This window comes from Pseudanabaena sp. UWO310 (genome assembly GCF_006861605.1).
In the GTDB taxonomy this organism is placed as follows: domain Bacteria; phylum Cyanobacteriota; class Cyanobacteriia; order Pseudanabaenales; family Pseudanabaenaceae; genus Pseudanabaena.
This window is the reverse complement of the sequence record NZ_SELU01000008.1, coordinates 71091-96741: the sequence shown is the minus strand read 5'-3', so window position 1 is coordinate 96741 and position 25651 is coordinate 71091. Positions and strand designations below refer to the sequence as shown.

Sequence of the window (25651 nt, the reverse complement as noted above, 5' to 3'; positions counted from 1 at the left end):
CGATGATCTGACGTGCGGTGGCTGGTATTGCTTGTTCTATTAGGTCGGCGTTACCTTTGATAAAGTTAAAGGATTTCTGGAATTGCCGACGATAGCTCCGTTCTGATATTTGACTATATCGACTCAGGTTCGTAAAGTTTACTTTCCCACACAACACCAATATTGTCGAAAACAACGTTATCAAAAACTTTTGTTGGGGTTTACTCAGTAGACTGGGTATTATGAAATTGATGCTATTCATTTGGTGCTGGTGTTCAATATCTGCACCTTATACGATGAATAGCTTTTTTTCTCTATTTTCTAAAAATGTCCGAAGTATTGTTTAAGTTACTGAATATATAGCTGTCGCCAATTGCACTAGGACATAAACCCCAAGAATTGACTTGTGGCGCTTCGCGCCACAAGTCAATTCTTGGGGTTTGATTTGTCCTAAGTCAAGTGACTGTAGCTATAAATCCTTTTTGCCAAGCGCTATAGCTACAGCGCTTGGCACTCAAACCCAAAATTCCCTTGTGGTTCGTTTGATCGGCAATTGCTGTAAGAATATGATCACTAAGCATAGGCGATCCTAAATCCTGCATGTTGATAGAAGTTAGGGCGAAACCAGTTGCGGTAATACTTACAGGCTTCCGTTCCATTGGTAATCCATGAGCCACCCGCCATCATATTATGCTTTGTGTCAAAATATGGTGCGGAATAGTTCTCATAGAGATAATGGGGTTTATATCCTGTAAGCGGTGTTAAATTATCGCCCAACCATTCCCAAACATTACCGCGCAGGTCGTATAGTCCTGATGGACTTTGGGCTTGCTCTAGATACCCGACGGGGTTAGGTGAAGCAAATTTTAAATTGAGATTGAAGCCAGAATTCTCTGTCGATGGTGAAGAAGGCGAGCCCGCTTCGCCGTAGGTTGCTAGATGCCATTCCGCTTCGCTCATCAGGCGTATGCGATCACCTTTCCAGCGACAATAGGCGATCGCTTCATAGTGATTGACTTCTACGGGAAAATCAAAGGGCATGGGGATTTCATCGAACATCGCCCGATATCTATAGGTGTCATTGCTAGGAATCCAAAATTTAGGATGTTGCACTTGGTGTTGCTGCCGCCAAGCCCAAGATCGTTCGTCCCAATAGGCTTGATTCGCGTAGCCACCATCCTTTACAAAATCCAGAAATTCGGCATTAGTCACCAGATATTTACTGGCTTGAAAAGTTGCTACATCCACAAGGCGATCGCCATATTCAATATCCCAGCCATAGGTAGCAGAATCTTGAGGTTTGCCCAAATGCACCTTCCCATGCTTAATTTCGACCATTCCATTGGTGTTGGTATAGCCATTGGTGGGGGCATATTGCCAGTTGGGAGGACGTTGTAGTTTTGCAACGGGCAATTGGCGAATCAACATCGATGAAGTTTCGATATGGATATATTGATGCTCGATCGCCATCATGAGCGCCCAAAGCGGATGCTCTTGATTAATGGGTAGAGCAATATTCGTCAATCCCTTGATTAGCTTGACGATCGCCTGATATACCTGTTCGCGATAATGCCAAACAGCAGTAACTTCTGCTTGCCGTAGACCATCAAAAATACTCTCAATTTCATCGGGCTTTTCAGGATCGACCCCAATTTCAAATAACCTTTCAAAATCGGGATGTATCCGTTGCTCTAGGAGTCCAACACGGATCGCTTTGTTAATATAAAATACGGCTGAATGTCCTAAGTAGAAAATCAATAAATTACGCAGTGGATCGGGATTCGTATAAAAAGTTTCGGAATCAACTAAACTTTTCATCAAGTCATCTTCAATTTGCCAAGCCCGTTGAAAATAATCCAGAATCTCTTGGCGATCGCATTTATCTAATTGCGGAACCTTAGCAAAGGGAATATTAGGCATAGATTTAAATTTCCTTACAACTGACAGAGAACTAGAGCAAACCATTGATGGGAATCTGTCCAGATTTTGATGGTTGTTAAACCTTGCGATCGCAGTTGGGCTTGTATCGACTCTAGATCGAACTTACGGGAAATCTCGGTGAGAATGCGATCGCCAGCTTGAAATTCGATTTTGAGATCAAGAATATCTAGGGATACTTGATGGGTTTCTCTGGCATAAAGATACATTTCGATTTGGCGATCTAATTCGTTATAAATAGCTTGATGGGTAAATAGATCGAGGTTGAAATTACCTTGGAAACGCCAATTTAAATGGGAAAGCATATTTAAATTAAAAGCTGCCGTAACGCCTTGACTGTCGTTATAGGCAGCTTCTAAGATATCTTTGGGCTTCTGTAAATCAATCCCCAATAAAAAATAATCCCCTTGAGTTAAGGAATGAGAAACTTTACTGAGGAACGCATTAGACTCTAGGGCGGAAAAATTGCCGATGGAGCTACCTAAAAAGAAAATCATGCGCGATCGCCCATGATTTTTACCAAGATAAAGTAGGGCTTCTTCGTAGGTACCAAGTAGTCCTTCGAGGGAGAGATCGGGATACTTTTGTTGCAAATGTGAGACGGTCGTTTTGAGGATGCCACCACTGACATCGATCGGAATATAACTAAAGGCATCAGGAATAGACGGAGTTAATAAGTTAGCTGCTTTTTGATAGGCATTTAATAAATAATGGGTTTTTGTAGAGCTACCACTACCTAATTCTACTAATTCACAGGAGCCAGTAATTGCGGCAATTTCATCGGCATATTGGTTTAAAATCCATGCTTCAGTGCGCGTGGGATAATATTCGGGTAAATCACAAATCTGCTCGAATAATTCCGAACCGCGATCGTCATAAAAATACTTTGGGGGCAAACTTTTGGGGGTTTGTGTTAATCCTTGGCATACATCATCACCATCTTTACCAATGTTTTGAATAATGGCTGGATTACTCTCATGGAGTATTTTTAAATGTTTAACTGTCATACTTGGATTTTTTCCTGTTTGTATTTTTACGATCCCAAATAATGATTTGGATGATTGCTCGTAATTGTATAGCAATGCAAGTTTTGCTTTAGAAATAAAACCCAAATAAAAACCAAGATGAGTGGCGGCACTTTGTGCCGCCACTCATCTTGGGAGAATGCCCAGAGTTTGCTACCGCTTTTTAAGGTGGGGGAGGATTGAGTCTTGCCATTACCCATGTTACGTAAGTACCGATGGGACTCCAAAGCAAATAGGGGATGAGTAGCCATCCTGCGGTGCTAGAAATTTGCCAAACTTGAATGGTTAAAATCGCCCCTAATATAAAACCGATCGCCCCTGCGATCGCTCCTGCCCGAACATTGCGCAAACGGGTGAGGATTGGCGTATAGGACAGAATCGCGATCTCGACGATCGCATAGCCAGCCATCAATAGCCATGTATTAAGGGTGGCTGGCTGGGTTTCCCAAAGGATAGCTGCCGAAGTGATGCCACAAATGAAGATCGCAATCCAAATAAAGGGAATCGCGCCTTCAAAGGTGAGCCATCGCGGACGGCGTAATTGCATAAACCATTGGTAGTCCGCAGGAAAAAGCTTGTTCAGGGCAAAGCCTTCTGCAAAGGACAAAATAGCGATCGCGAGCCAAGTTACGATCATGATGTTTGGCGATCGGCGATCGGCGAATTAATTACACAATTATCTTGGCAAGCGGCTAGCCTTTGCTCCCGTTCGGCGATCAAGGTTTGGAGATCGGCTCGACCCGTCAGTAAGAGTCGATAATCTGCCCAAACTCCATATATCGCGTCAGCCAACCGTCCGACGAGGGGTAATCTAGTAATCGCATAGATCCAACCAATGCCGAGAAGGTCGTAAATTTGCCGAAATACTTCTACATTTTGGAGGATCGTGTCATCGGGTAAGACGGCATGAATTCGCCCCATCGCTGTCTTAAAATCAATCCCTGCATTGTCGGCGGGCTGATAGTCATCGGCAGCTATATCAACGAATTTCACCAAGCCGCGATCGCCATCTTTACTCTTTAAAAAATTGACTTCGCGCAAGCATAAAGGACATGCCCCATCGTATAGGAGTTTGATTTTCCAACTCTTAGATTTGCAGTCGTTGGTGATTGTCTGGGGAGATAGCATTGGCTTGGGCTAATGTATTGGGCTAATATTCAGCTTAATCTTCAGCTAAGCGTAAGTAAACTGAATACCAATTCAGGAAAGTGTTGTCACACTTTCCTGAATTATAGCTATATTCACTTAAATCAAGACATCATACCAATTCCCAAAAGTGTGGCTACACTTTTGGGAATTGAAAACCAAACCCAGTAAGGGTTTGATACCAAACCCCAAGAATTGACTGGCGGCGCGAAGCGCCGCCAGTCAATTCTTGGGGTTTATGTCCTAATACACTTGGCGACAGCTATAAGTCAAGACATCAAACCCAATAGAGAGTTGCGGCGCGAAGCGCCGCAACTCTCTATTGGGTTTGATTGCTGAACTACTTTAATTATAAAGCTCAAACATGGACGAGCGGTTTGGCATCCGCACGAATGGGAATAGAAATATGCATCCCTTCTCTTGCCATCACAGCCCCCGCAAACCGCTCCTGCGCCAACCGTCCAAACTCATCTAACTGATCGTCACTATGGAGAGGATCGTGATGAAAAATGACTAGGGTCTTGACGTTTGCTGCTTCAGCGACCTTGATCGCTTCTTGCCATGTGGAATGTCCCCAACCGATTTTGGGATTTACACTCGACCAATATTCTTCATCGGAATAGGTCGCATCCATGATGAGTACGTCGGCATCACGGGCTAGATAAAGGAGATTTTCATCTAGGCGATCGCTAAAATGTTCGGTATCCGTCGCGTAAACCGCTACGCGATCGCCACAGGTAACTCGATATCCTGTGGCTTCTCCTGGATGATTGAGTAGCCCTGTCTCCACGGTCACGCCATGACCGAGCTCGATCAGACTGGGAACTTCCACGTCAAAAAACTTTAAACATGATGCCATCACCCTCAGTGGTACTGGGAAATTAGGATGATGCATCTGTTCTTCTAGGCGCTCTTGCATCGTTTGACCAGTCGGCGCAATCTTACCGTAAATCTTAAAGAGATTTCCCTTAATAAAAGCTGGTGTAAAAAATGGAAATCCCTGAACGTGATCCCAATGGCTGTGGGTAAAGAAAATACTTGCTTCGACGGGCATCTGCTTGAGTAGATGCTGACCTAGTACTCTAATTCCTGTCCCCCCATCAAAAATAATACGCTCACCTTGACAACGCATTTCTACACAAGGAGTATTTCCCCCATAGCGGACTGTGGTTGAGCCTGGGGTGGCAATGCTACCACGCACACCCCAAAAGTGAATAGAGAACTCGCTGTCAGAAATGGACATTAGCTAACTCATTGTCAGAGAATTTTGAACCATTGGGGCAAGTCTGAAATTTAGAAATTATGGTAAATTTCCACTTTTACATTATTAATCTCAATACTAAGCATAAATATCACGCGAACTTACCAATCTTGCTAACCTCAGGGACTTCTCATGTTCCTTATAGTTTCCTTTAATCTAGAGGCTGTTATACATTGCAAATAGCAATAATTACCATAACCTTAAATCTAAACATATCTAATTTTAGCAGTCACATCGAAGGAGCAAGGTAAGTAAAAGACGATTAAAATATCAATACAAGGTATCAGAGTAATTACCCAATTAATCAAACTATATTTGGGTATATGCTAACCCTATGTATCGCCTTGTGGCTATCAGCTTTTAGTACTAAGTACCTCAGCATAATTAAAATCCAGAGCTAAAGCCTGCGGCGCACGCGCAGCGTGCGCCGCAGGCTTTAGGGTTTTATATTTAATTAAGCCCACTTATTACCAATTCACGAAAGTATGACAACACTTTTGTGAATTAAACACCAAACCCAGTAAGGTTTTGAGATTCCCAAAATGGCGTTGCCATTTTGGGAATTGGTATTACTTGCCTAGACATAAATAGATTTAGGGAGGAGACTTTGGGAGGAGATTTTGGGAGGAGGCTTTGGGTCACTTCTAAATTGTTAGACCTCATTGGTTGTCTTAAGTAACTGGGCGTAATTAAAAATCAGAGTCAAAAGCTGCTGCGTGTACGCCACAGCTTTTGAGTTTTTATCGCAACGTAAGAGATCGTTAGAAAAAATCAAAATCTCAAAGATAAGTGGCGGTATTTCGCGCCGCCACTTATCTTTGGGGTTTTATGTCCTCATCAAATCTTACGTTGCCATATATTGCTATATGGCAGTCCTAAATCATTTGTAGATTCTTGGGTTTGTGGAAGCGCCCCCTTCATCTACTGATTTCGCTGGTTTTTAGGACAATATTGCTCCCAATCCTAATTATAAGGATGTAGCGATAGCAAAATTTACCCAAGCTAGAAAGCTTGTAAATGGACTTTTAGATAAAGCTGATGTAATTGCCAAAAATGCTTGGATATACCTTGAAGCCCTCAAGGATCTATAATTTTTATGTATAAGACAATAAAGTGCAGGCAATCGATTGATTTAATTTATAAGATACACCTTAATATCTAAATGCTAAAAAAACAGTATATCTTTGCCATTCTAGTTCTCACGATTATCACATCTTGTGAATATACAAAAAAAGAAGAAGTGCCAGACTATTCAACAGTTAAATCAAAAATAGTAGAAATTTTCAATCCAAAATCTGCTCCTCTAAAGACAGAAAATATTAAAAAAGAAGAAGTTGAGCCAGATTTTAATGATGAAAAATTAGCATATATTTACAAGCATAGAAAGAATCTACATGTTTGTGAAGAAACTGGATTAAGACGCGATGTAATTGGGAAATCTTCTAAAGTTTATCAAGTCAATAGTCAAACATACATTTTACAGGTTTATTGTGGTAACGGAGCATACACTGATTATTTTGAGTACATGCTCTATTCAATAAAAAATGACACTATTGAAATTAAGCCACTCTCTTTTTTAATGAGATCTGATGCGTACTCAATGGTGGATTTAAATGGTCAACCTATTTGGTTTTATCGAAAGTTAGTTAATGGATTATCAGATTTCGATCTAGAAAACTTAACTTTAAAAGTTAATGCAGTTCATAATCTAGAGGGTTATAAAGCTGAATATAAGTTTGAGAATGATGAGTTTAAACTTGCAAAATACACTGTTTACTACCACAAAGATCCTGATGATCCAGTAAATCAAATAAAATCAAGGGAATCTAAAGTTATTTATCCGTAGAATTTATTAGTAGATATTTGATATTTGATTCTTAGAGATTATTTGAAAGGTTCTCTAAGAATCACGAATAGTAATGCGTAATGCGATCGCTTCAAATGTCTCTGATTGCTCTGGCAAAGGTGGCAGTATCAGTTTGACAAGCGATCGCGGCAATATCCAGAATGATCGCGATCGCTGTGATAGAGGTTTTCAGAGCGGGTCGCAACTTAGGTTAAAGTAGGAATCTTAAAGAGCTTTCTAAATTTAGATTATCGTTTTTGGGTATTAGGTTTGTGGCAGAGACTCAATCAATAAACATCCGCTCATATGGGTAAGTAGGTGAAGTCAGTTAAAAATGGCAACTGAGTCCCTTATATTTAGTAAATGCATTTTTTTGGGTAAAATCAAGCTTCACCTGATTCCCTACATGATCGCAATATTTAGCTTGACAAAATTTGACTTAAAGAAATACGATTTAATTTAATAAAAAAAGACTTAAATCTTAAGGAGATAAGAGATAATGGGGGGTAATAACGATGTATTGGGGACAAATACTCAGCAATGGATCGTAGATCCATTACCTGTAAATATATCTACTTCAGACACCTATGGATTGGGAATACAGCCAACAGGCAATCAGCAGATGCCAAGTGTTGCCTTTGACGCTCTAACGGGTTGGTTAAATATTGCTGGAGATGCTAGTAATAACGTTGTCAAGCAGACTCTCACCAGTAATGGCTATTACCAATTGGATATTGACGGTCATCTTTTTTCAAGCGATCGCAGTTCTTCATCATTTTGGCAGAGCTTAGATGGAGCAATTGGTGACAATGTAGTCGGGATTAACTTTGATGGTGGACTGGGGAATGACACTCTCATTTTAGGTAGCCAAGCCCACCAGCAGAATTTTCAAGTAATTGCTGACGACTCCCTCGGGATTCAAGGAGAAGTACATAGCGAATCGGTATTCTTCAAAGCGAAAGATATCGTCAATCAAGGTAAGGTTGTTGCCCATAATATCACCGCAGAGTTCAGCCATAGTTATAGCGATGAAGCCACATCAAAAATGATCGCTAGCAATGGTGGCAGTATTTTATTAAATGGGGAAAGAACGGGTCGCCTCGAAGCAAAAGGCGACTATGAAGCGATCTGCAATAGCGGCGGTCAGATTGAGTTTCGAGGAAAAACAGTTGATTTGATCGGAGCGAAACTGGATGCATCGGGCGATTTGGGAGGCGGTACGATTCTGATCGGTGGAGACTATCAAGGGGGGCATAGCAACTCAAACCTCGCGAATGCGGAATCGACATCAGTGGATGCGAATACACAGCTATTGGCGAACGCCAACGATCTTGGTAATGGCGGTAAAGTAATCATTTGGTCAGATCGGGATACGGACTTTCAGGGTGATGTTCAGGCAAATGGAGGAAGAAAAGGAGGAGATGGTGGTTTTGTTGAAGTTTCGGGGAAAAAGAGTTTAAGCTTTGTCGGTAATATCGATGTTGACGCAGCTAAGGGTAAGATTGGCAGTGTATTGCTCGATCCAGAAGATATCATCATTAATACGGAGAATGTTGCCTATTATAACAAGCTAAAAGGTAACGTAACTCTAGTTGCGGACAATGACATCTATCTCTTTGCCAATACTTCCTTTGTACCTTCTGGGGGAACGCTCACCTTAAGTGCTGGAGGAACGGTCAATCTTTTTGGAAATATATCTGCGCCACAGCACAATGTCAAAATCATGGCTGGGGCGATAGTGGGTTATGGTTCTATTTCTAGTAGTAATGGAACGGGAAAAGCTGGCTATGTTTGGTTAGAGAGCCAAAGGGAGATCGATCTTAATGTTGGTTCTTCTACGATTTTCACTGAGTCTGGCGGCAGTAGTGGAAATATCGGTGGGAATATCACTCTTAAGGCGGGTACGACGATTAATGCTGGTTTTCTTACTGCTGCGGGAACAATCCGTGGTGGCAATATTAATATATCGGCAATTGGCGACATTGTAGCTTCCACTCTCCGTTCTTTCTCCATTGAAAACACAGGTGGAAAGATTGATGTTGTTAGTACAAGTGGCGGCATCAACATTAATGCCTATGTCAGTTCGTATGGTCTCGGAGGTAAGGGAGGAGCGATAACGATGAGTGCCTATGGCGACATTATCTCGAATGATATCCATGCTGATTCTTCTCAAATCGGTAATGGCGCTAAGGTTGAACTGACGAGTCAGACTGGTCGCATTGATACTAATGGTTATCAGATCTCAGCTACTAATACTGGTAATGCTGGCTCTGTAATTCTGAAGGCTTATCAAGATATTGTGGTGGGAGATATTGCAGCATATTCTGTAAGTAGTGGGAATGGTGGTAAGGTCGAACTGACGAGTCAGACTGGTCGCATTGATACTAGTGGTAAGCAGATTGCAACTAGTGCTAGTAATGGTAATGCTGGCAAGGTTATTCTAAATGCCGATCTGGATATTGTGGTGGGTGGTGGAGTCTCCGCATATTCAGGCGGTGGTGGTAATGGTGGCAAGGTCGAACTGACAAGTAAGACTGGTCGCATTGATATTAATGATAAGCAGATATCAACTACTGCTAATACTGGTAATGCTGGATCTGTAATTCTGAATGCCTATCAAGATATTGTGATGGGAGATATTGCAGCATATTCTGTAAGTAGTGGGAATGGTGGTAAGGTCGAACTGACGAGTCAGACTGGTCGCATTGATACTAATGGTAGGCAGATTTCAACTACTGCTAATGATGGCAATGCTGGATCTGTAATTCTGAATGCTTATCAAGATATTGCGATGGGTGAGGTTGATGCCTATGCAAACAGCGGTAATGGTGGTAGGGCAGAGCTTACATCGCAGCAGCAGGGGATTAAGGTGGGTAATATTTTCACTCAGTCTTGGAGTGGGGATGGTGTTTGGAATGGGGGTAAGGTGACGCTGAAAGCTAAACTTGGATCGATAGAAGGGACTGTTGAGTCTGGCAATATTATCACTACTTCAGTTAATGGTAATGCGGGTGCTGTAACTATCAAGGCTGGTGGGGACATTACAACTAAGGAGATCGCTTCTAATGCCTCTGCTGGCTCTGGTAAGGGTGGAAATATTACTCTTGATGGTAAAAATATAACTGCTGAGTCATTGCGTGCTGATAGTGTTGGCGCAGATGGTGGACAAATTAAATTGACTGCTGACAAGTTTATTCAGATTACAGGTTCAACTTCAGTCAATGGCACAGATTACAGTATTTTTACTGATTCTAAGGATGTTGATCCGTCATCTAATGACACTGGTGCAAGAAGCGCCAAAGTAGTCATTTCTCATAGTAGAAAAGTTTTAGACGGAACTGTAACTCCATTTATTATTGGTGACTCATCTCAGAATGGAACTTTTAACTCCATCTCAGATGGAATTGTCGATTTTTTAGTGGACTCTGAATTCACTCGTCCAGTGTATGGTGATAATTTCATATTTAATGATATTCGGATTACGAGACCATTAGGGGTAGTAGCTGATCTCTCTGGTGTTTTCGGTCTTCCTTCTGGAACTTTGGTTAAAAAGAATACTGTTTGGCAAGCTATAGAGAATATGTTGCCATTTATCTCATTCAACGTAGGAGAGATATATAACAAGGCAGTATCATTAGCTCTAGATATACCAAAACAAAAACTATTAAATCTCGATCTGATTTCTATTGGCAAGCCAAATATTGTTGAATCTGATTTGGACAAATATTATGGATATCTATTGGTTAACATGGCTCTCTATGGAATTATTACTCCTTCCAATCAAGATCATTTTTTGGCTCAAGTTATTATAGAGAGCGATAGTTTTAGACATGTCGCTGAAGAGGGAAAAGGAGGCGGAAGACATGGTGATTTTTATGGGCGAGGCTTGATTCAGCTAACCAACGAGGATTCCTACCGAAAATTTGGTATATTCCTAAATTTAGGTGATGCCTTCATTAAAGATCCAAGTCAATTAGAAACCGATAGACTAGCCGTACTATCTGCAATTTGGTATTGGACATCATCATATAAAAGCGGCATTATTAGAGCAGATACGAAGGGTGCTTATACTACATTTGGACAAATCGCCGATTCCACAGAACTTACTCCAGTCGAAAAGGTTACATATATAACCAATGTTATAAATAATGGTACACCTTCGTTACAGCAAAGAATAGAAATTTATAATAAACTTGCAGGGTTAAGAGGTTAGTCAATCAATTTATGACCTACAAATTTTATGTTTTATTGATATTCTTAACTCCATATATTTTTTTGTTTGGTTGTAAAGAAGCGCATAAATCTGGAAATGACACATCGTCAAAAATGCTTGTTGAAATGCCAACAAAGACGAAAGACTATGGAGAATTATTGCAAAAAAAAGAACGTCGTGATTTTTTGCCAGATATACCTCAGATAGGAAGTACGGCTCTATTAGGAGAAGATCAAACCTGTAGCGATTATGGCGACATACTCGCATATGCAAGAACTGCAAAATACCTCATCTATGTTTGTGGAGACGAAGGGATCAATCAGCCTAAATCAATGGTTTTATTCACGCGAGATAAAAATCCTCAGAAAACTGTAATAGATCAAAATCCTTCAATCACATGGTGGAATCGATCTTATGCATTTAAACAAGAGCCTTATTATCAGCTTGATAGACCAAATTCGACTATATATCTTAATCAGCCACGCATTTTTTTCTTTCGCATTACAAAAGACTTTAATTCGTCTACAGAATTAAATAAGGAGCCAATCCAACTCTATCTATTCAATGAAATGGTTGTGCCTAATTACAGGAAGACAGTATTACCGTTTGATGATCGGGCTAAAGATCGGTTCCTAAAATTCTTTCCAGTATTAAACAAGCAATTTGTAATTTGTTCCGAGCCGTTTTCGACAAATAAATCCTATAGTGGATATAGTTTTAGTTCTAAGCCTGATAGAGTAATCGCTTATGAAATAGAGCCGCAAAAATATTTAATTGAATTAGCTTGTGATGTATACACACGTTCTGATACTAACGATTTAATACAATACATCCTATATTCCGAAGATTCTTTAGAACCAAAAGCAAAAATAATTCCCTTTCACACATTAATTTCGCCTGAGACTGACAAAACAATGGGAGAAACGTTAAGCCTTAGAGCCAGAGGCGGCGCTAATTTTTTCCCTGAAGATAATACAGTTAGACTTTATAACATAGAATCTGGTGCGGGTGGTTATGGTACTGCTCAAGAGCATAAACTCATTGAAGATCGTTTTGAACTCCAAGAATATAGGCGATATCCTTCTACTGCTACCGCACGCCGTAGAACCCCTGAGGAGTTTCCTAAAATTTATCCATCCACTGACTGACTCGTTGTCAGAAAGGACAAAATATCATAACGGACTTGCAGGTTTAACTGTTAATAGATAACTTTATGATAAACGGACTTTATGTTTTATTGATAGCAGTTTTTACCTCTTATATCTCTATATCCACACTTACAAAAAGCACTTTTGAAAATCTCACAAAGAAAGAAGAACCTCCTAAACTATTACCAGCATTAACCCGTATTGGAAGCACTACTAAACTTGGTAAAGATGGAACCTGTGCGGGGTCTGGAGATATTCTTGCATATGCGAAAACCAAAAAATATCGTATCTATGTTTGTGGCGATGAGACAAACAATCAGCCTCAATCAATGATTTTCTTCACAGAAGATAAAGTTTCCCATAAAACAATAATTGATGAGAACCCTTCAATCTCTTGGTTTGACCGATCGTACAAGTTTCGCAAACAAGATGTTTTATATACGCTGGGTAGACCATGGTCTATTGGGGCTGGTCACCAACATATATTTTTTCTCGATATCAATGATATCAAAGATCGATATTCAAGCAAAACTATTGCTGAAGATCCGATTCAAGTATATCTATTTAATGAAAAAGTTGTACCAAACTATAGAAAAACAATATTGTCTCCTGACGATCAAGAAAACGAGCAAGCGAGCAAGCGATTTTTAAAATTTTTACCTACTTTAAAGAATCAGTTTGCAGTTTGCTCCGAGTCATATGAAGGTCGCATTATTACATGGGATCTCAATATAGTAAGAGCCTATGAGATTGCTCCACAAAAATATTTAGTTGAAATAATTTGTGATACACGTACATACAATTTTTTAACTCAGTACATTTTATATTCTGAAGAATTTTCAGCGCAAAATGCTAAGCCGATCCCTTTTTACACATTAATCTCACCTGTAGTTGACAAAACAATGGAAGAAAAATTAACGATTTGGGGTGTTAATCAATTTTTCCCAGAAGACAATACACTTAGAGTTCAGTTTAAAGCAGTTGGATCTGGAGGTTGGGGTAATGCTCAGGAATATAAGCTCATTGAAGATCGATTTGAACTCCAAGAATATAGGAAATATCCTAATTCTGGTAACGCACCCCCTAAAAGTCCTGAAGAATTCCCTAAAATCTATCCATAGATAAAACTGGAAATTTTATTATGGATTAAAAGCTCGCAAGAACATTACTCATAGGGGAGTTGACAAAGGAATAGGTGCTGGCGGTTGTGGATCTGCCGAGGAGTATAAACTCATTGAAGAGAGGTTTGAGCTTCAAGAATTTAGAAAATATGATTGCTATAGTTCTGGCGCTAGTCAACTATCCAAAAGCCCTGAAGAGTTCCCTAAAATTTACCCCTAGGTAAGAATGCTGAAATTATCTCATAGCTTTTAATATCTTTTAATATCATTGCTGACTCTACTAGGGGCAATATTAGTTTGACAAGCGATCGCGACAATATCCAGAACGATCGCGATCGCTGTGATAGAGGTTTTCAGAGCGAGTCGCAACTTAGGTTAAAGTAGGAATCTTAAAGAGCTTTCTAAATTTAGATTATCGTTTTTGGGTATTAGGTTTGTGGCAGAGACTCAATCAATAACATCAATATCCCCCATAGCACCACCTACAACCCGATCTAGCTCCTTAGCCTTGGCGATCGCGGGTATGAAATGTGCAGGTTGCGTAGCAACGGTAGAAAAACGTCTGCTCGCCTGTGAAGGGGTCAAGGCGGCGAACGTCAATTTGTTGACGGAGAGAGCCACCGTAGTTTATGGCACAGAGGAATCGCCCCAGAACCTAGCCCCGCAGTTAATTGAGGCGATCGCTAAAGCAGGTTTTGCAGCGGAATTTATTGATAAACGCGATCGCCCATTGACAGGCAAAGCATTACCGCCAAACCCGACTGTAAATTCTTGGTTGGGGATTACTAAGGAAATCGCAATTCCTGCATCGTTAGTAATTTTAGCGATCGTGGGACATTTGGGTTTAATCGGCGTAATGGATGTACCTCTGTTGGGGAATATGTACGTTCATTGGATTGTCTCCACGGTAGCGCTAGGCTGGATTGGTCGCCCAATTTGGTGGGATGGCTTGAGATCTTTGTGGTATCGAGCGCCAAATATGAACTCCTTAGTAGGGTTAGGAACGGTTGCGGCTTATTTGGCAAGCACGATCGCTTTATGGGTTCCACAACTCCATTGGCAGTGTTTTTTTGAAGAGCCTGTAATGTTGTTGGGATTTGTGTTGTTAGGACAGGCCCTATTAGAGAGATCGAAGGGAAAAGCCTCCAACGCTATCCGCGCCTTGATGGAGTTGCAGCCTCCTAGCGCCAGATTGTTAGTGCAAGGTGCTGATGGAGAATTGCAGGTCTCGGTAGCAGTGGAAGACTTGCAAGTAGGCGATCGGATCGTGGTTTTGCCTGGAGAAAAAATTCCCATCGATGGGGAAATCGTTGGCGGGAGTTCGAGTATTGATGAGTCGATGCTTACAGGCGAGTCAATGCCTGTCACCAAGCAATTAGGAGCAAGAGTTACGGGAGCGACGTTAAATTTGACAGGAGCCATTACAGTTCGGGTTTTCCAGATTGGTTCGGAAACGACGTTGGCAAAAATCGTATCCTTGGTGGAAGCAGCACAGGCAAGCAAAGCCCCCATTCAATACCTAGCCGATCGCGTGGCAGGATATTTTGCCTACTCGGTCATGGCGATCGCAGCTCTAACATTTCTAACTTGGTATGGGATTCTCCATGCTGAAATTGTATTTAGCCTGCGTTTAGCGATCGCTGTTTTGGTGGTGGCTTGTCCCTGCGCCTTGGGACTGGCAACGCCCACCGCGATTATGGTCGGCACAGGGCTGGGGGCGGAAAAAGGGATTCTCATTAAGGGTGGCGCAAGCTTAGAAAAGATCGATCGGCTATCGGCGGTAGTTTTTGATAAAACAGGTACCTTGACTGAGGGTAAACCTGAAGTCACTGATGTGGTTACCCTTGCGATGGATCGCGATCGCCAAGTCATTGATCAAACTAACTTCCAAGATCTATTTCAAGATCTACAAGATCTAACTGAACGCGCCGATCGCCAAGTTCCAGCCCCAGTATTACGACTGCTGCAAATTACGGCAAGTGCGGAAGTTGGCGCAAACCACATTCTCGGTGCAGCAACGATCTCCAGAGCCGAATCCTTAAACATCGACCTATTACCCACCCAATCCTCGCAAATTGTGGCAGGATGCGGCGTGGAATCCCAACTGGTGACGGGTGAAGAGATTCTAGTGGGGAATAGTGCATGGTTGTCTACTCGCCAAGTAGAAATTTCCCGCGAGATGTTAGAGCGATCGCGGCAATTTGCCGAGGCGGGTAAAACCCCCGTTTTTGTAGCCGTAGATGCCAGACTATCGGGTATTATCGCCCTGCGCGATCGCCTCAAACCTGATGCCATTAATGTCGTTCGTCAAATCGAAGCGATGGGGCTGCCAGTGTGGATGCTTACGGGCGATCGGCAAGAAACGGCGATCGCGATCGCCCATCAGTTGGGCATTCCTCCCGAACGGGCGATCGCGGATGTCAAGCCCGATGGCAAGGCCGCAGCCATTAGGAAACTATTATCCGAGGGAAATCGGGTGGCAATGATTGGGGATGGCGTTAACGATGCGCCAGCCCTTGCAAGTGCCACCGTGGGTATTGCCCTCAGTTCGGGAACGGATGTGGCGATGGAAACGGCGGATATTGTGTTAATGCGCCATGATATTAGCGATGTTGTGCCTGCGATCCAACTCAGCCGCGCTACCTTCAGTAAAATTCGCCAAAATTTATTCTGGGCCTTTGCCTACAATACTTTAGCGATCCCTATTGCCGCGGGGATTCTCTACCCTAGTTTAGGGATTTCTCTCAATCCGACGATCGCAGGATTAGCCATGGCGCTTAGTTCTGTCAGCGTAGTTTTAAGTTCCCTATCCTTGCGAACTTCGGCAGCGGCAAAAAATATTTAATGGGTAATGATGGGCGGCGCAAAGCGTCGCCCATCATTACCTGACTGGTATCATGAATGGCGGCGCGAAGCGCCGCCATTCATCTTTGGAGGTTTATGTCCTAAGCCAACCTTACGTTGCTATATTAGAAACCATTTAAGAATTACTTTCTGCGGTCAAAAACTCTAAGAGATCCCCCTCAATCCCCCTTAAAAAGGGGGAAGAATTTAATTCTCCCCCCTTTTTATACCAATTCCCAAAAGTGTGGCTACACTTTTGGGAATTAAAAACCAAACCCAGAAAGTGTTTTAAAATCACAAAATGGCTACGTCATTTTGTGATTTGGTATTAAGGGGGGCTGGGGGGGATCTATCCAATTCTTAAATGGTTTCTTAGACGAAAAAGGAGTATATATAGCTATAGTCAGTAATGTTACGACAAAAATCAAACCCAATAGAGAGTTGCGGCGCTTCGCGCCGCAACTCTCTATTGGGTTTGATGTCCTGACTTAAGTGAATATAGCTATAAAAAACATAATGGATTGGATTAATTTAATTATTGCGGGGCTATTGGAAGTTGTCTGGGCGAGTAGCTTGAAATATACCGATGGTTTTAGCAAACCATTACCCAGCCTGCTAACGATCGCCGCCATTACCACCAGTCTGATCCTCCTCGCCCAAAGCCTAAAAACCTTACCCGTGGGCACAGCCTATGCTGTCTGGACGGGTATCGGTGTCGTGGGGACGGCGCTAGTCGGTTCTATATTTCTCGGTGAGTCGCGAGATTTGTCCAGATTTATCTGCATTGGGGCGATCGTGATAGGTATTGCGGGTTTGCGATTTACTGGAGCAAAATGATAGGATGGGCGGTGCTTCACCCAGCCCTAACCCCTGAAATAAAAGAATGGATTCTAAGCCTTTGAATGAAAAATCTTTGGATGTTAAATCATTACTGCTAAGTGTTCTCAGCTTATTGTCTATTTTATTTATTATCTTCACTTTACAAGCAAGCTGGAATAATCCTCAGGAGCAGACAAAATTAGATTTGCTCCAAAATGATTTGATTTTACAAGCCACACAAGTATCCGAGCAGTCGCCCAATAGCTCTGCCGATGACATATTTCAAATTCTTGTTGGTGATGGAACTTCTCAGGATTTATATACACAAGCTCTCAGTAGTTATCAAGAAGTTCTCAGTGATGCTAAAGATAATCTCATCCGTCTCGATCGCCAAGCTCGAAATGGAGATCTAGATAGCTATGAGCGGCAGACACTCTCTAAACAGAAACAAAAGAAAATAGAAAGTATCAGTGAAATTAGCGATCGCACAGGGCTGCTCCAAATTCAAACTGGGGATATTAAAGGGGCGATCGCCACATGGGAGAACGTCACCAAATTAGAAGAACAGTCCATGACCAGTTATGGATTAACTGCTCAAATCCTGAAAGGGCTATGGTCGGAACCCGTAGCGCTATTCCCCAATGCCGAAACGCAGATTCGACGCACCCTTGACGGTTGGTATCGCAAACAGGCTTTGACAAAGCTCTATCAAGCTCAGCAAAGGAGTGAAAAGATCTCTGAACTAGAGCAACAGGCGCGTATAGAAGTTACCTTAGCGATTAATCGACTAGCCATCATCAATTCTATTCCTGTGATTGGCGGTGGTGTCGGGGTTCTACTTTGGCTCGCCCTATTAATTCAATGGATCTTCTTTCGCAAGTCTTCTCCCTTTGACCGTCATTCTCCAATCAAACACTCTCAAATTAGTTGGGAAGTTCCTTGGGGTATAAAAACCACTTGGGAAGTAATGGTTTTGTGGTTTACCGCATTTTGTTTGATGACGCAATTTGTGTTGCCCTTAATCTTTGAATTCCTAGATATTTCCACAAGGGCTAAGGAAGATTTCACCGTTCAAGCATTACTCGTACTTATTCCTTATGTCCTTTCCGTAATTCCTATGTTACCGATTCTGCAAGCTAGCCTTGCCCCCTATCGTCCCTTGCCAGAAGGTTGGTTTCGCATCAAATTTACTTCCCTAAAGTGGCTAGCATGGGGAATTGGCGGGTATTTTGCCGCAGTTCCGTTGGTTTTGATCGTATCGGTAATCAGCCAAAAATTTCTCCAAGGACAGGGTGGTGGTAATCCCCTATTACCAATCTTGACCGATAGTCAAGATAATCTACCGAAATTTCTGCTCTGGACGACTTTAGCGATCGCCGCACCTTTCTTTGAGGAATACCTGTTTCGGGGATTTTTACTACATTCGCTTACCAAATCTTTGCCAGTGTGGGGAGCGATCGCCCTGAGTGGGTTTTTCTTTGCCTTGGCTCATTTAAACATTGCCGATATCATTCCCCTCAGCGTGCTCGGTATGGTGATGGGTTTTGTCTATTGGCGATCCAAAAACCTCCTATCTTCCATGCTATTACATTGTCTCTGGAATAGTGGTAGTTTTTTTGCGCTGATCGCCCTTGGTGGAAAGTAGTATCAAAGTTCAAAATGGCGTTGCCATTTTGAACTTTGGCATTAAGTAGCTAAAAACTTAAAACCTAGAAGAGCGTACCGCCCGCGTAGCGGGCGGTACGCTCTCTGGTTTTGTTTTTTTATGCCGAACTTATTACTGATGCTGGAGGACAATCCAAGGATGATCGACTAGGGCAAAAATCTGCCCTTTAAAAGGAGCGCTTTGCGATCGGTTTTGAGCGGTTAATAAATTTAAAAATCGCTCGATATCTTCAAAATTTACTTGATGGATTAAATATCTGGATAGAAACTGTCTGGCAATTCTTCTTTGTAAAGCTAAAGGTTGCTGCTGCAAGTGTTGGCGGTGCAGCCGAGGTGCAGTTGCATCCCAAATTACGGAAACATTTTCCACAAAAAAATGTTGCGCCTTTTCCTCTAAATAGATTACATCCGCTTGCAAAAGCTCTGAGGTCTGGGCGATCGCATTTTCTAGCTGGGGATTAAAATGAGTTTGGAGATAGGGAATAGTTTCTAAGCGCAGACGATTGCGACGGTAATCGAGATTTTGATTGGTACTATCTTCCCAAACTACAATGTTGTTTTCTTGACAGAAAGCCGCAGTCTCATGACGACTGACCTGTAATAACGGACGCACTAAATTAATCTCAGGGGTTAGCGATCGCTGCCAAGTTAATGAAGCTAAGCCATCGGCTCCGCTACCGCGCATCAAGTTATAGAGTAAGGTCTCCACGCGATCGCTGCGGGTATGTCCCGTGACGACATAGGCGCTTTTACTTTCCCTTGCCATATCTACCAGCATTTCATAGCGCCATTCCCTCGCACTAGCTTCGCTCGTTAGCGATCCTGTCGCAGTTCTCAAACAAAAGCTGATCCCCCATTCCTTCGCTATTTTTTCGACATGTTCCGCATTCGCCCTTGAGTCATGCCGCCATTGATGATCGCAATGGGCGATCGTCAAACCCCAATTAAATTTGCTCCGTTGCATCTGGAAGATTTTGGCTAAGCATAGGGAGTCCTGCCCCCCTGAAACCGCAAGCAGACAAGCTGCCCCTTTGGGCAATAGGCTGGGCTGGGCTTTTAGAACCGCATTTAATTTAATTCGCAATAATTTTGTAAAATGACTGTTCGATTTCAAGACTTATTGACCTAACCTGCTAATAGTCAGCTAATAAAAACCGATCTTTAACCGCATGATACGGCATAAATAATGTATAATCTTGTTTCTTCGTCGTAAGAGAAATCGTGCGAAGATCTTAAAAGAGTATTGCATTTTTGTGTTGTTTGAGTGAGAAGCGATCGCCTCTCTTGCTGTTTTGAATATATTGAGCCTAAGATTGCACGATTTCGATAGATTCAGCAAAGTTAGATCGTGGGTGAGGAATATAAATGCTACAGAAATGCTCTACAAAATGTTCTATAAAATTCTCTACAAAGAGATTGCTACTAGTATCTACCGTTGCAGTGGTTAATCTAGGGATGATTTCCATTGGTGAGATATCTGCCCAGACAGAAGCTAACCCCAAAAATAGCCCCAAAAAAACATCCTCTTCGGATCTAAAAAATTCTACTAAAAGCGCTCCAACGGTCACAGTTCCCACCGTCAAGAATGTTACAGTCAAAAATGTTGCCCAAAACAAGGTAACTAAGACAACTAACCCCAAAAATAAAGTAACGAATCCTCCCGTTCTTCAAAACAGGTTGCCCTTTACCGCGAAGGATCTTCAGCAACCCACAATTGCCTATAAGCCCAGCCCCTCTATTAAAATCTCTACTAAACCAGATAGCAATCTAGTAGAAGCTGTCCAGAATAAAATCGCTCAAACAGAGCCAACATCTAATTCTCCCTTTATTAAGATTGAGCCTCTCTCGATCAAGCCCTCCTACTATCCCGGCTTAAACGCAGGAACGCCCAGTGGATTTGGGCTAGAGACGGGAGATGCTTTTGTTGGTCTTTTTGGAGCTACGGCTGGAAAGCTACGGGATTCCGTGGATGGAAGTATTGCTCTAGCGACGGGTATAGGTGATGCGAATAAATACTTTGCGGTTGAAGGAGTCTTCAATATCAACAGTATTCGCCGCTTTGCTTCTAATGGTTCCTTTGACCTTAAGGTACATAAAATAATTTATGGTGATGCTGAGAACCAAGTAGGCGTTGCTGTGGGTTGGACGAACTTTGCTAACTATGGAGTTAATGCAGGAGGAACGCCATCCTCCGTCTATGGGGTGGCGACATTATCGCGGTTGACCGATCCTTCAAGCAAAGATAACCCTAAGCCTTTGGTTATTTCTGCTGGTGTGGGTGGTGGAACCTATCGTAAATCTGATAGCAATGGTGGTGTCGGCGTATTTGGCAGCATTGGCTATCTATTAGATCCCCAATGGGCTGTGAGTTCGGCTTGGTCGGGGCAAGGACTGAACTTCGCTGTGGGCTTTCTTCCCGATCGCACTTTACCGCTCAATATCAACTTGACCTACTCGGATGTTACCAATAATAGTAATGCTGGTACTCAGCTTATTTTGGGCATTACCTACGGGTTTAATTACCTTGGGCGCAGATAAATTTATCTAAGTCATATAATGTCTAGAGCAGTTGATGGCGAAGTTTTTTACAATATCAACTGCTCTAAAAAAGGCTAGCGATCGCTCCAATCAACCGCATTTTTAAAGTTTAAATAAGCTAGGTAGCTTGCCATGAAAAAGACATTATTCGTTCTCTGGGTCTCCATACTTTGCTTGAGCGTCCCGATGCCTGTACAAGCGGGACCTGCTCCTGTGGTGGTAACGCCAACCTCTAACTCCCCGATTGGTTCGGAAAACTCCAGTACAAATCTCTTAACCATTAACGTTTCTGATATCATCCCTCAAATAATTAGTCTTGTTCCTGCAAAGATAGACCCAGCTACCATCGAACTGGGTAAACAGGGGTTAATCCTATCTTTGCAAAACTCAGGATTTGATGCTGGCGTGTCAAGTACCTTGGTAAACGATCTCATTTCAGCGTTAAGTCCTGCGTTAACCAATGGTGATATATCGATCGCTAGTGACGGCAAAGTATCGATAAGCAAATCAACTATTACTGTTAATCAAGCGGCTTTTAATCAAGCTATTCAAGATTTTAATGCCATCATCGATTCACTTCAGGGTAATGATGATACGAGCAGAAAGAAGCGTGCCGAGCTTCTCAATAATAAGGTTTTTATGGCAATTAGCGCCTTTCTCCGAGCTAGGTAATACCAAAGCTCAAAATGGCTACGCCATTTTGAGCTTTGAAAACCCTTACTGGGTTTGGTTTTTGATTCACAAAAGTGTTGTCACACTTTCGTGAATTGGTATAACGTGAGTTCGGGATAATTTTAAAACCCCAAAAGAGAGTTGCCGTGCGGAGCGCGGCAACTCTCTTTTGGGGTTTATGTCCAAACTAGATCGAATCAAAAGATTACAGCAATCGTAAAAACTTTTTCTTCCCGACTTGCAATACCTTTCCCGATAACTCACTCGCTTCAGCAAAGGTGTGATCGCCTAATTTCTCGCCATCTAGTTTAACCGCGCCATTTTCGATCTGGCTTTGGGCTTCGCTATTGCTTTTGCAAAGTCCCGCCGCCTTGACTAAATAGCGTAAGGGAGCAGGGAAATTAATTTGGGAGAGGTCGAATTCGGGGATATCGCCTAGATCGGTGGTATTCCCTGCGAGGACAATTTGTTCGGCATCCTGTTGGGCTTGAAGGGCAGCTTCTGGACTGTGGTATTGACCGACGATCGCTAAAGCTAGTTGTTTTTGCTTTTCGCGAGGATTTTGGGGTAGCGTGGCTAGATCGATATCTGTCAGTAGCTCAAAATATTTGTCAACTAAGGCATCGGGGACTTTTTCGAGTTTGGAATACATACTCAATGGCTCGTCGGTGAGTCCGACGTAGTTGCCGAGGGACTTAGACATCTTTTGTACGCCATCTAAGCCTACTAACAAAGGCAGCAATAGACCAAATTGGGCTGATTGCCCCTGTCGATTTTTATCTTTTAGTTGTAGATCCCGACCGACGAGAATATTAAATTTTTGATCGGTTCCGCCTAACTCTACATCGGCATCGATCGCCACAGAGTCGTAGCCCTGTAACAGGGGATAGAGAAATTCATGCAAATAGATCGGTGTACCCTTTTCATAGCGATCGCTAAAGCCTTCCTTCGCCAGCATTTGCCCCACGGTCATACTGGCTTGCAGGGTGATGATTTGCTGTAAGTCCAGTTGGTTGAGCCATTCCCCGTTACGGCGCAACTCAAAGCGATCGCTAGAAAAATCAAGAATTTTCTTAGCCTGCTCTAAGTAGGTTTCGGCATTGTACGCCACTTCTTCAGGAGTGAGTCTCGGTCTGGCTTCCGAGCGTCCCGTCGGATCGCCGATCTGCGCTGTAAAGTCGCCGATGATTAATACAGCTTTATGTCCTGCATCTTGGAATTGGCGGAGTTTTCGCAAAGCGACCGTATGCCCTAAATGTAAGTCGGGGCGGGTGGGATCGATGCCGAGTTTGATACGCAGGGGGCGATCGCTCCTTTGAATGCGATCGCCTAAATTGTCAGTTTCGCTATCTGGGAATATTTCGACAACCCCACGTTCTAGAAGGGTTGTTAAATTAGTTAGGTTTGAGCTTTGAGACATTCTAAAAAGGCTATTTAAATATTTTACGAGCGATAAGTAGCTGAGCATAATTAAGTAGTTCAGCATAATTAAAAACCAAAACCAGAGAGCATACCGCCCGCTGCGCGGGCGGTATGCTCTTCTAGGTTTTAAGTTTACTTATACCTAGCTACTTAAAATCCAAAATCAAACCCTGTAGCGAACGCACAGCGTTCGCTACAAATTATACCTTGAGCTTTTAGCCAATGGCATCAAACTGACGAGAATGTAGCTGGGCGTAACGTCCTGCCTTTTGGAGCAGTTCGTCATGGGTTCCCGATTCGATGATGTGACCTTGTTCTAAAACGATAATGCGATCGCTATTTCTAATTGTTGCCAAACGGTGCGCGATGATGAAGGTTGTTCTACCTTGCATTAGCCTCTGTAAGGCTTCTTGGACGAGACTCTCTGACTCCGCATCAAGAGCCGAGGTTGCTTCATCGAGAATGAGGATTTTGGGATTATGGAGAACGGCGCGAGCGATAGAAATGCGCTGGCGTTGACCGCCAGATAAATTTACGCCACGTTCGCCGACCCATGTGTCGTAACCTTGAGAAAGTTCCATAATGAAATTATGGGCATTGGCAATTCTGGCGGCACTTTCTACGGCTTGGGTATCGTAATCCTTTTGTCCAAACGCAATATTAGAAGCCACGGTTCCTGAGAAGAGGATATTTTCTTGGGGAACTAGGGCGATTTGTTGGCGCAGGCTTCTGATTTGGATGTCGCGGAGGTCGTAGCCATCGATCAAAATCTTTCCCGAATTCACATCATAGAAGCGCATTAAGAGATTCATCATGGTGGACTTACCTGCGCCTGATGCTCCGACGAGGGCGATCGCTTCACCCTGATTGGCGACCAAATTGATATCGGTAAGAACGGGACGATCGCTCTGGTAATGGAATCCCACCTGCACATATTCAACCTTGCCCGTGATTTCAGGAAGAACGATCGCATTGGGCTTTTCGGTAACGATGGGTTGAATTTTAAAAATCTCGAAAATGCGATCGACGGAAGCTTCCGCTTGCTTGATTTCGTTATAACTATTGGTGGTATTGGAAATGGGATCAATCAAGAGCGCGACACCCGCACCAAAGGCAACAAACTGTTCTGGTCGCAGCCAATTATTAGAAATTAGCCAACCTCCTAACAAAAACAGGAAGCAAATTCCTACGGCTTCTAAAAATCCAACGACGGGGTATTGAATGGCTCTGACGCGATCGGCGGCATATTTGCGACGGCTGTTTTGTTCAGCCTCCTGTTTAAACCGATCAATTTCGTAAGACTCGGTGGCAAAGGCGCGGACGAGGCGAATTCCACTAAAGATTTCCGACAATAGGGCGGCGAGGTTCGACACTTGATCTTGGCTGCGGCGACTGAGGCTCAACATGCGATCGCCAAACCATGCGATTAAGATGGCAATTAAGGGGGCAACGGCAAGGGTCGTGAGAGTTAAAATCCAATTCAAATAGATCATGTACGCCAGTACAAAAATCAATTGCAGTACGGACGGAATGAACTGATGAAAAAACTTACTAATAACTTCGCCAATGCGATCGACATCTTCAGTTAGGCGATAGGATAAATCACCTGTGCGTGATTCCGCAAAATAATCTAGATCGAGGGTTTGCAGGTGGGCATATACATCCACGCGCAAATCCCTCGCGGCATTTAGGGCGGCTTGCGCCATCATCGCATCCTGACCATACTGCCCCAATCCTCTGAAGACAAACATAATTACCGCGAAAATAGCGATCTGGATAATCGCATTCACATCTCCTTTCCCTAGTGCTTGGGCGACACGTCCTAGGAGCTCGGCAAGGAGGGGCATTGTGCCGATAAAGACTAGGGTACATAAAAATGCTTTAGCAATCAGAAAACGCTGTGGGTAGACGTAGTCCCTCATCTGCCAATAAGAAGACGGCTTTGAAGATTTTCCCGAAGATCGTTGTTTCAAACTCGTAGCTCAAATATTTGCAATTCACCAAGGATAAGTTT

19 protein-coding genes are annotated in these 25651 nt (G+C 42.8%); 10 read left to right on the top strand and 9 right to left on the bottom strand.

The annotated features are described in order from the left end of the window. Window positions 1-434 precede the first annotated feature (434 nt). The 6 genes from PseudUWO310_RS23545 to PseudUWO310_RS04575 form a co-directional block, all read right to left on the bottom strand. Window positions 435-560 (bottom strand): hypothetical protein, encoded by a 126-nt coding sequence (locus PseudUWO310_RS23545; RefSeq protein WP_263363385.1) that lies wholly within the window; start codon window positions 558-560, stop codon window positions 435-437. After that, the gene (ovoA, locus tag PseudUWO310_RS04595) at window positions 553-1899 is read right to left on the bottom strand and encodes a 5-histidylcysteine sulfoxide synthase (protein ID WP_142599411.1); all 1347 of its coding nucleotides are present in this window, start codon (window positions 1897-1899) and stop codon (window positions 553-555) included. The genes PseudUWO310_RS23545 and ovoA overlap by 8 nt, the downstream gene beginning before the upstream one ends. A gap of 14 nt (window positions 1900-1913) precedes the next feature. Beyond that, a complete protein-coding gene (egtD, locus tag PseudUWO310_RS04590) occupies window positions 1914-2924 on the bottom strand; it encodes an L-histidine N(alpha)-methyltransferase (RefSeq protein ID WP_142599409.1) in 1011 nt (336 codons plus the stop codon). Between the two features lie 181 nt (window positions 2925-3105). Then, complete coding sequence (locus tag PseudUWO310_RS04585; RefSeq protein WP_142599407.1) at window positions 3106-3579, bottom strand: TspO/MBR family protein; 474 nt, start codon at window positions 3577-3579, stop codon at window positions 3106-3108. Continuing rightward, window positions 3576-4070, bottom strand: a complete 495-nt coding sequence (locus tag PseudUWO310_RS04580) for a thiol-disulfide oxidoreductase DCC family protein (RefSeq protein ID WP_142599405.1) — start codon at window positions 4068-4070, stop codon at window positions 3576-3578. Before PseudUWO310_RS04580 ends, PseudUWO310_RS04585 begins: the two co-directional genes overlap by 4 nt. A gap of 376 nt (window positions 4071-4446) precedes the next feature. Next, complete coding sequence (locus tag PseudUWO310_RS04575) at window positions 4447-5331, bottom strand: MBL fold metallo-hydrolase (protein ID WP_009628137.1); 885 nt, start codon at window positions 5329-5331, stop codon at window positions 4447-4449. A gap of 1180 nt (window positions 5332-6511) precedes the next feature. Between PseudUWO310_RS04575 and PseudUWO310_RS04570 the strand changes: the two genes are divergently transcribed. The 8 genes from PseudUWO310_RS04570 to PseudUWO310_RS04540 all read left to right on the top strand — a co-directional run bounded on the left by PseudUWO310_RS04570 (window position 6512) and on the right by PseudUWO310_RS04540 (window position 18985). Next, window positions 6512-7195 carry a hypothetical protein gene (locus PseudUWO310_RS04570; RefSeq protein ID WP_142599404.1) on the top strand — a complete coding sequence of 228 codons (684 nt, stop codon included), beginning with the start codon at window positions 6512-6514 and terminating at the stop codon, window positions 7193-7195. A gap of 73 nt (window positions 7196-7268) precedes the next feature. Next, window positions 7269-7415, top strand: coding sequence for a hypothetical protein (locus PseudUWO310_RS22735; RefSeq protein WP_190315903.1), 147 nt, complete (start codon window positions 7269-7271; stop codon window positions 7413-7415). Window positions 7416-7694: 279 nt separating this feature from the next. After that, window positions 7695-11408: a hypothetical protein gene (locus PseudUWO310_RS04565; RefSeq protein WP_142599402.1), complete on the top strand. Its 3714-nt coding sequence runs from the start codon at window positions 7695-7697 to the stop codon at window positions 11406-11408. Window positions 11409-11419: 11 nt separating this feature from the next. Further along, window positions 11420-12556: a hypothetical protein gene (locus tag PseudUWO310_RS04560; protein ID WP_142599400.1), complete on the top strand. Its 1137-nt coding sequence runs from the start codon at window positions 11420-11422 to the stop codon at window positions 12554-12556. Window positions 12557-12621: 65 nt separating this feature from the next. Further along, window positions 12622-13677 carry a hypothetical protein gene (locus PseudUWO310_RS04555; protein WP_142599398.1) on the top strand — a complete coding sequence of 352 codons (1056 nt, stop codon included), beginning with the start codon at window positions 12622-12624 and terminating at the stop codon, window positions 13675-13677. A 436-nt stretch (window positions 13678-14113) separates the two neighbouring features. Continuing rightward, complete coding sequence (locus PseudUWO310_RS04550; protein ID WP_263363382.1) at window positions 14114-16522, top strand: heavy metal translocating P-type ATPase; 2409 nt, start codon at window positions 14114-14116, stop codon at window positions 16520-16522. A gap of 515 nt (window positions 16523-17037) precedes the next feature. Continuing rightward, window positions 17038-17358: a quaternary ammonium compound efflux SMR transporter SugE gene (gene sugE / locus PseudUWO310_RS04545; RefSeq protein WP_142599396.1), complete on the top strand. Its 321-nt coding sequence runs from the start codon at window positions 17038-17040 to the stop codon at window positions 17356-17358. Between the two features lie 46 nt (window positions 17359-17404). Then, the gene (locus tag PseudUWO310_RS04540) at window positions 17405-18985 is read left to right on the top strand and encodes a CPBP family intramembrane glutamic endopeptidase (protein WP_142599394.1); all 1581 of its coding nucleotides are present in this window, start codon (window positions 17405-17407) and stop codon (window positions 18983-18985) included. 132 nt (window positions 18986-19117) lie between these two features. Here the strand turns inward: PseudUWO310_RS04540 and tilS are convergent, their stop codons facing one another. Continuing rightward, complete coding sequence (gene tilS / locus PseudUWO310_RS04535) at window positions 19118-20119, bottom strand: tRNA lysidine(34) synthetase TilS (RefSeq protein ID WP_142599392.1); 1002 nt, start codon at window positions 20117-20119, stop codon at window positions 19118-19120. 302 nt (window positions 20120-20421) lie between these two features. Here tilS and PseudUWO310_RS04530 point away from each other — a divergent pair, with 302 nt between their 5' ends. Continuing rightward, window positions 20422-21543, top strand: a complete 1122-nt coding sequence (locus tag PseudUWO310_RS04530) for a hypothetical protein (protein ID WP_142599390.1) — start codon at window positions 20422-20424, stop codon at window positions 21541-21543. A gap of 132 nt (window positions 21544-21675) precedes the next feature. Then, a complete protein-coding gene (locus tag PseudUWO310_RS04525; protein ID WP_142599388.1) occupies window positions 21676-22215 on the top strand; it encodes a hypothetical protein in 540 nt (179 codons plus the stop codon). A 205-nt stretch (window positions 22216-22420) separates the two neighbouring features. On the opposite strand, the gene tyrS is transcribed toward PseudUWO310_RS04525, so the two are convergent. Both tyrS and PseudUWO310_RS04515 read right to left on the bottom strand, forming a co-directional pair. Then, window positions 22421-23635 (bottom strand): tyrosine--tRNA ligase, encoded by a 1215-nt coding sequence (gene tyrS, locus PseudUWO310_RS04520; RefSeq protein ID WP_142599386.1) that lies wholly within the window; start codon window positions 23633-23635, stop codon window positions 22421-22423. Between the two features lie 217 nt (window positions 23636-23852). Further along, window positions 23853-25559, bottom strand: coding sequence for an ABC transporter ATP-binding protein (locus PseudUWO310_RS04515; RefSeq protein WP_142599421.1), 1707 nt, complete (start codon window positions 25557-25559; stop codon window positions 23853-23855). Between the last annotated feature and the right edge of the window lie 92 nt (window positions 25560-25651).

Coding starts and splice junctions, on each gene's coding strand:
- PseudUWO310_RS23545 (WP_263363385.1), bottom strand. CDS start 560: ATGCTTAGTGATCATATTCTTACAGCAATTGCCGATCAAACGAACCAC.
- ovoA (WP_142599411.1), bottom strand. CDS start 1,899: ATGCCTAATATTCCCTTTGCTAAGGTTCCGCAATTAGATAAATGCGAT.
- egtD (WP_142599409.1), bottom strand. CDS start 2,924: ATGACAGTTAAACATTTAAAAATACTCCATGAGAGTAATCCAGCCATT.
- PseudUWO310_RS04585 (WP_142599407.1), bottom strand. CDS start 3,579: ATGATCGTAACTTGGCTCGCGATCGCTATTTTGTCCTTTGCAGAAGGC.
- PseudUWO310_RS04580 (WP_142599405.1), bottom strand. CDS start 4,070: ATGCTATCTCCCCAGACAATCACCAACGACTGCAAATCTAAGAGTTGG.
- PseudUWO310_RS04575 (WP_009628137.1), bottom strand. CDS start 5,331: ATGTCCATTTCTGACAGCGAGTTCTCTATTCACTTTTGGGGTGTGCGT.
- PseudUWO310_RS04570 (WP_142599404.1), top strand. CDS start 6,512: ATGCTAAAAAAACAGTATATCTTTGCCATTCTAGTTCTCACGATTATC.
- PseudUWO310_RS22735 (WP_190315903.1), top strand. CDS start 7,269: ATGCGTAATGCGATCGCTTCAAATGTCTCTGATTGCTCTGGCAAAGGT.
- PseudUWO310_RS04565 (WP_142599402.1), top strand. CDS start 7,695: ATGGGGGGTAATAACGATGTATTGGGGACAAATACTCAGCAATGGATC.
- PseudUWO310_RS04560 (WP_142599400.1), top strand. CDS start 11,420: ATGACCTACAAATTTTATGTTTTATTGATATTCTTAACTCCATATATT.
- PseudUWO310_RS04555 (WP_142599398.1), top strand. CDS start 12,622: ATGATAAACGGACTTTATGTTTTATTGATAGCAGTTTTTACCTCTTAT.
- sugE (WP_142599396.1), top strand. CDS start 17,038: ATGGATTGGATTAATTTAATTATTGCGGGGCTATTGGAAGTTGTCTGG.
- PseudUWO310_RS04540 (WP_142599394.1), top strand. CDS start 17,405: ATGGATTCTAAGCCTTTGAATGAAAAATCTTTGGATGTTAAATCATTA.
- PseudUWO310_RS04525 (WP_142599388.1), top strand. CDS start 21,676: ATGAAAAAGACATTATTCGTTCTCTGGGTCTCCATACTTTGCTTGAGC.
- tyrS (WP_142599386.1), bottom strand. CDS start 23,635: ATGTCTCAAAGCTCAAACCTAACTAATTTAACAACCCTTCTAGAACGT.
- PseudUWO310_RS04515 (WP_142599421.1), bottom strand. CDS start 25,559: ATGAGGGACTACGTCTACCCACAGCGTTTTCTGATTGCTAAAGCATTT.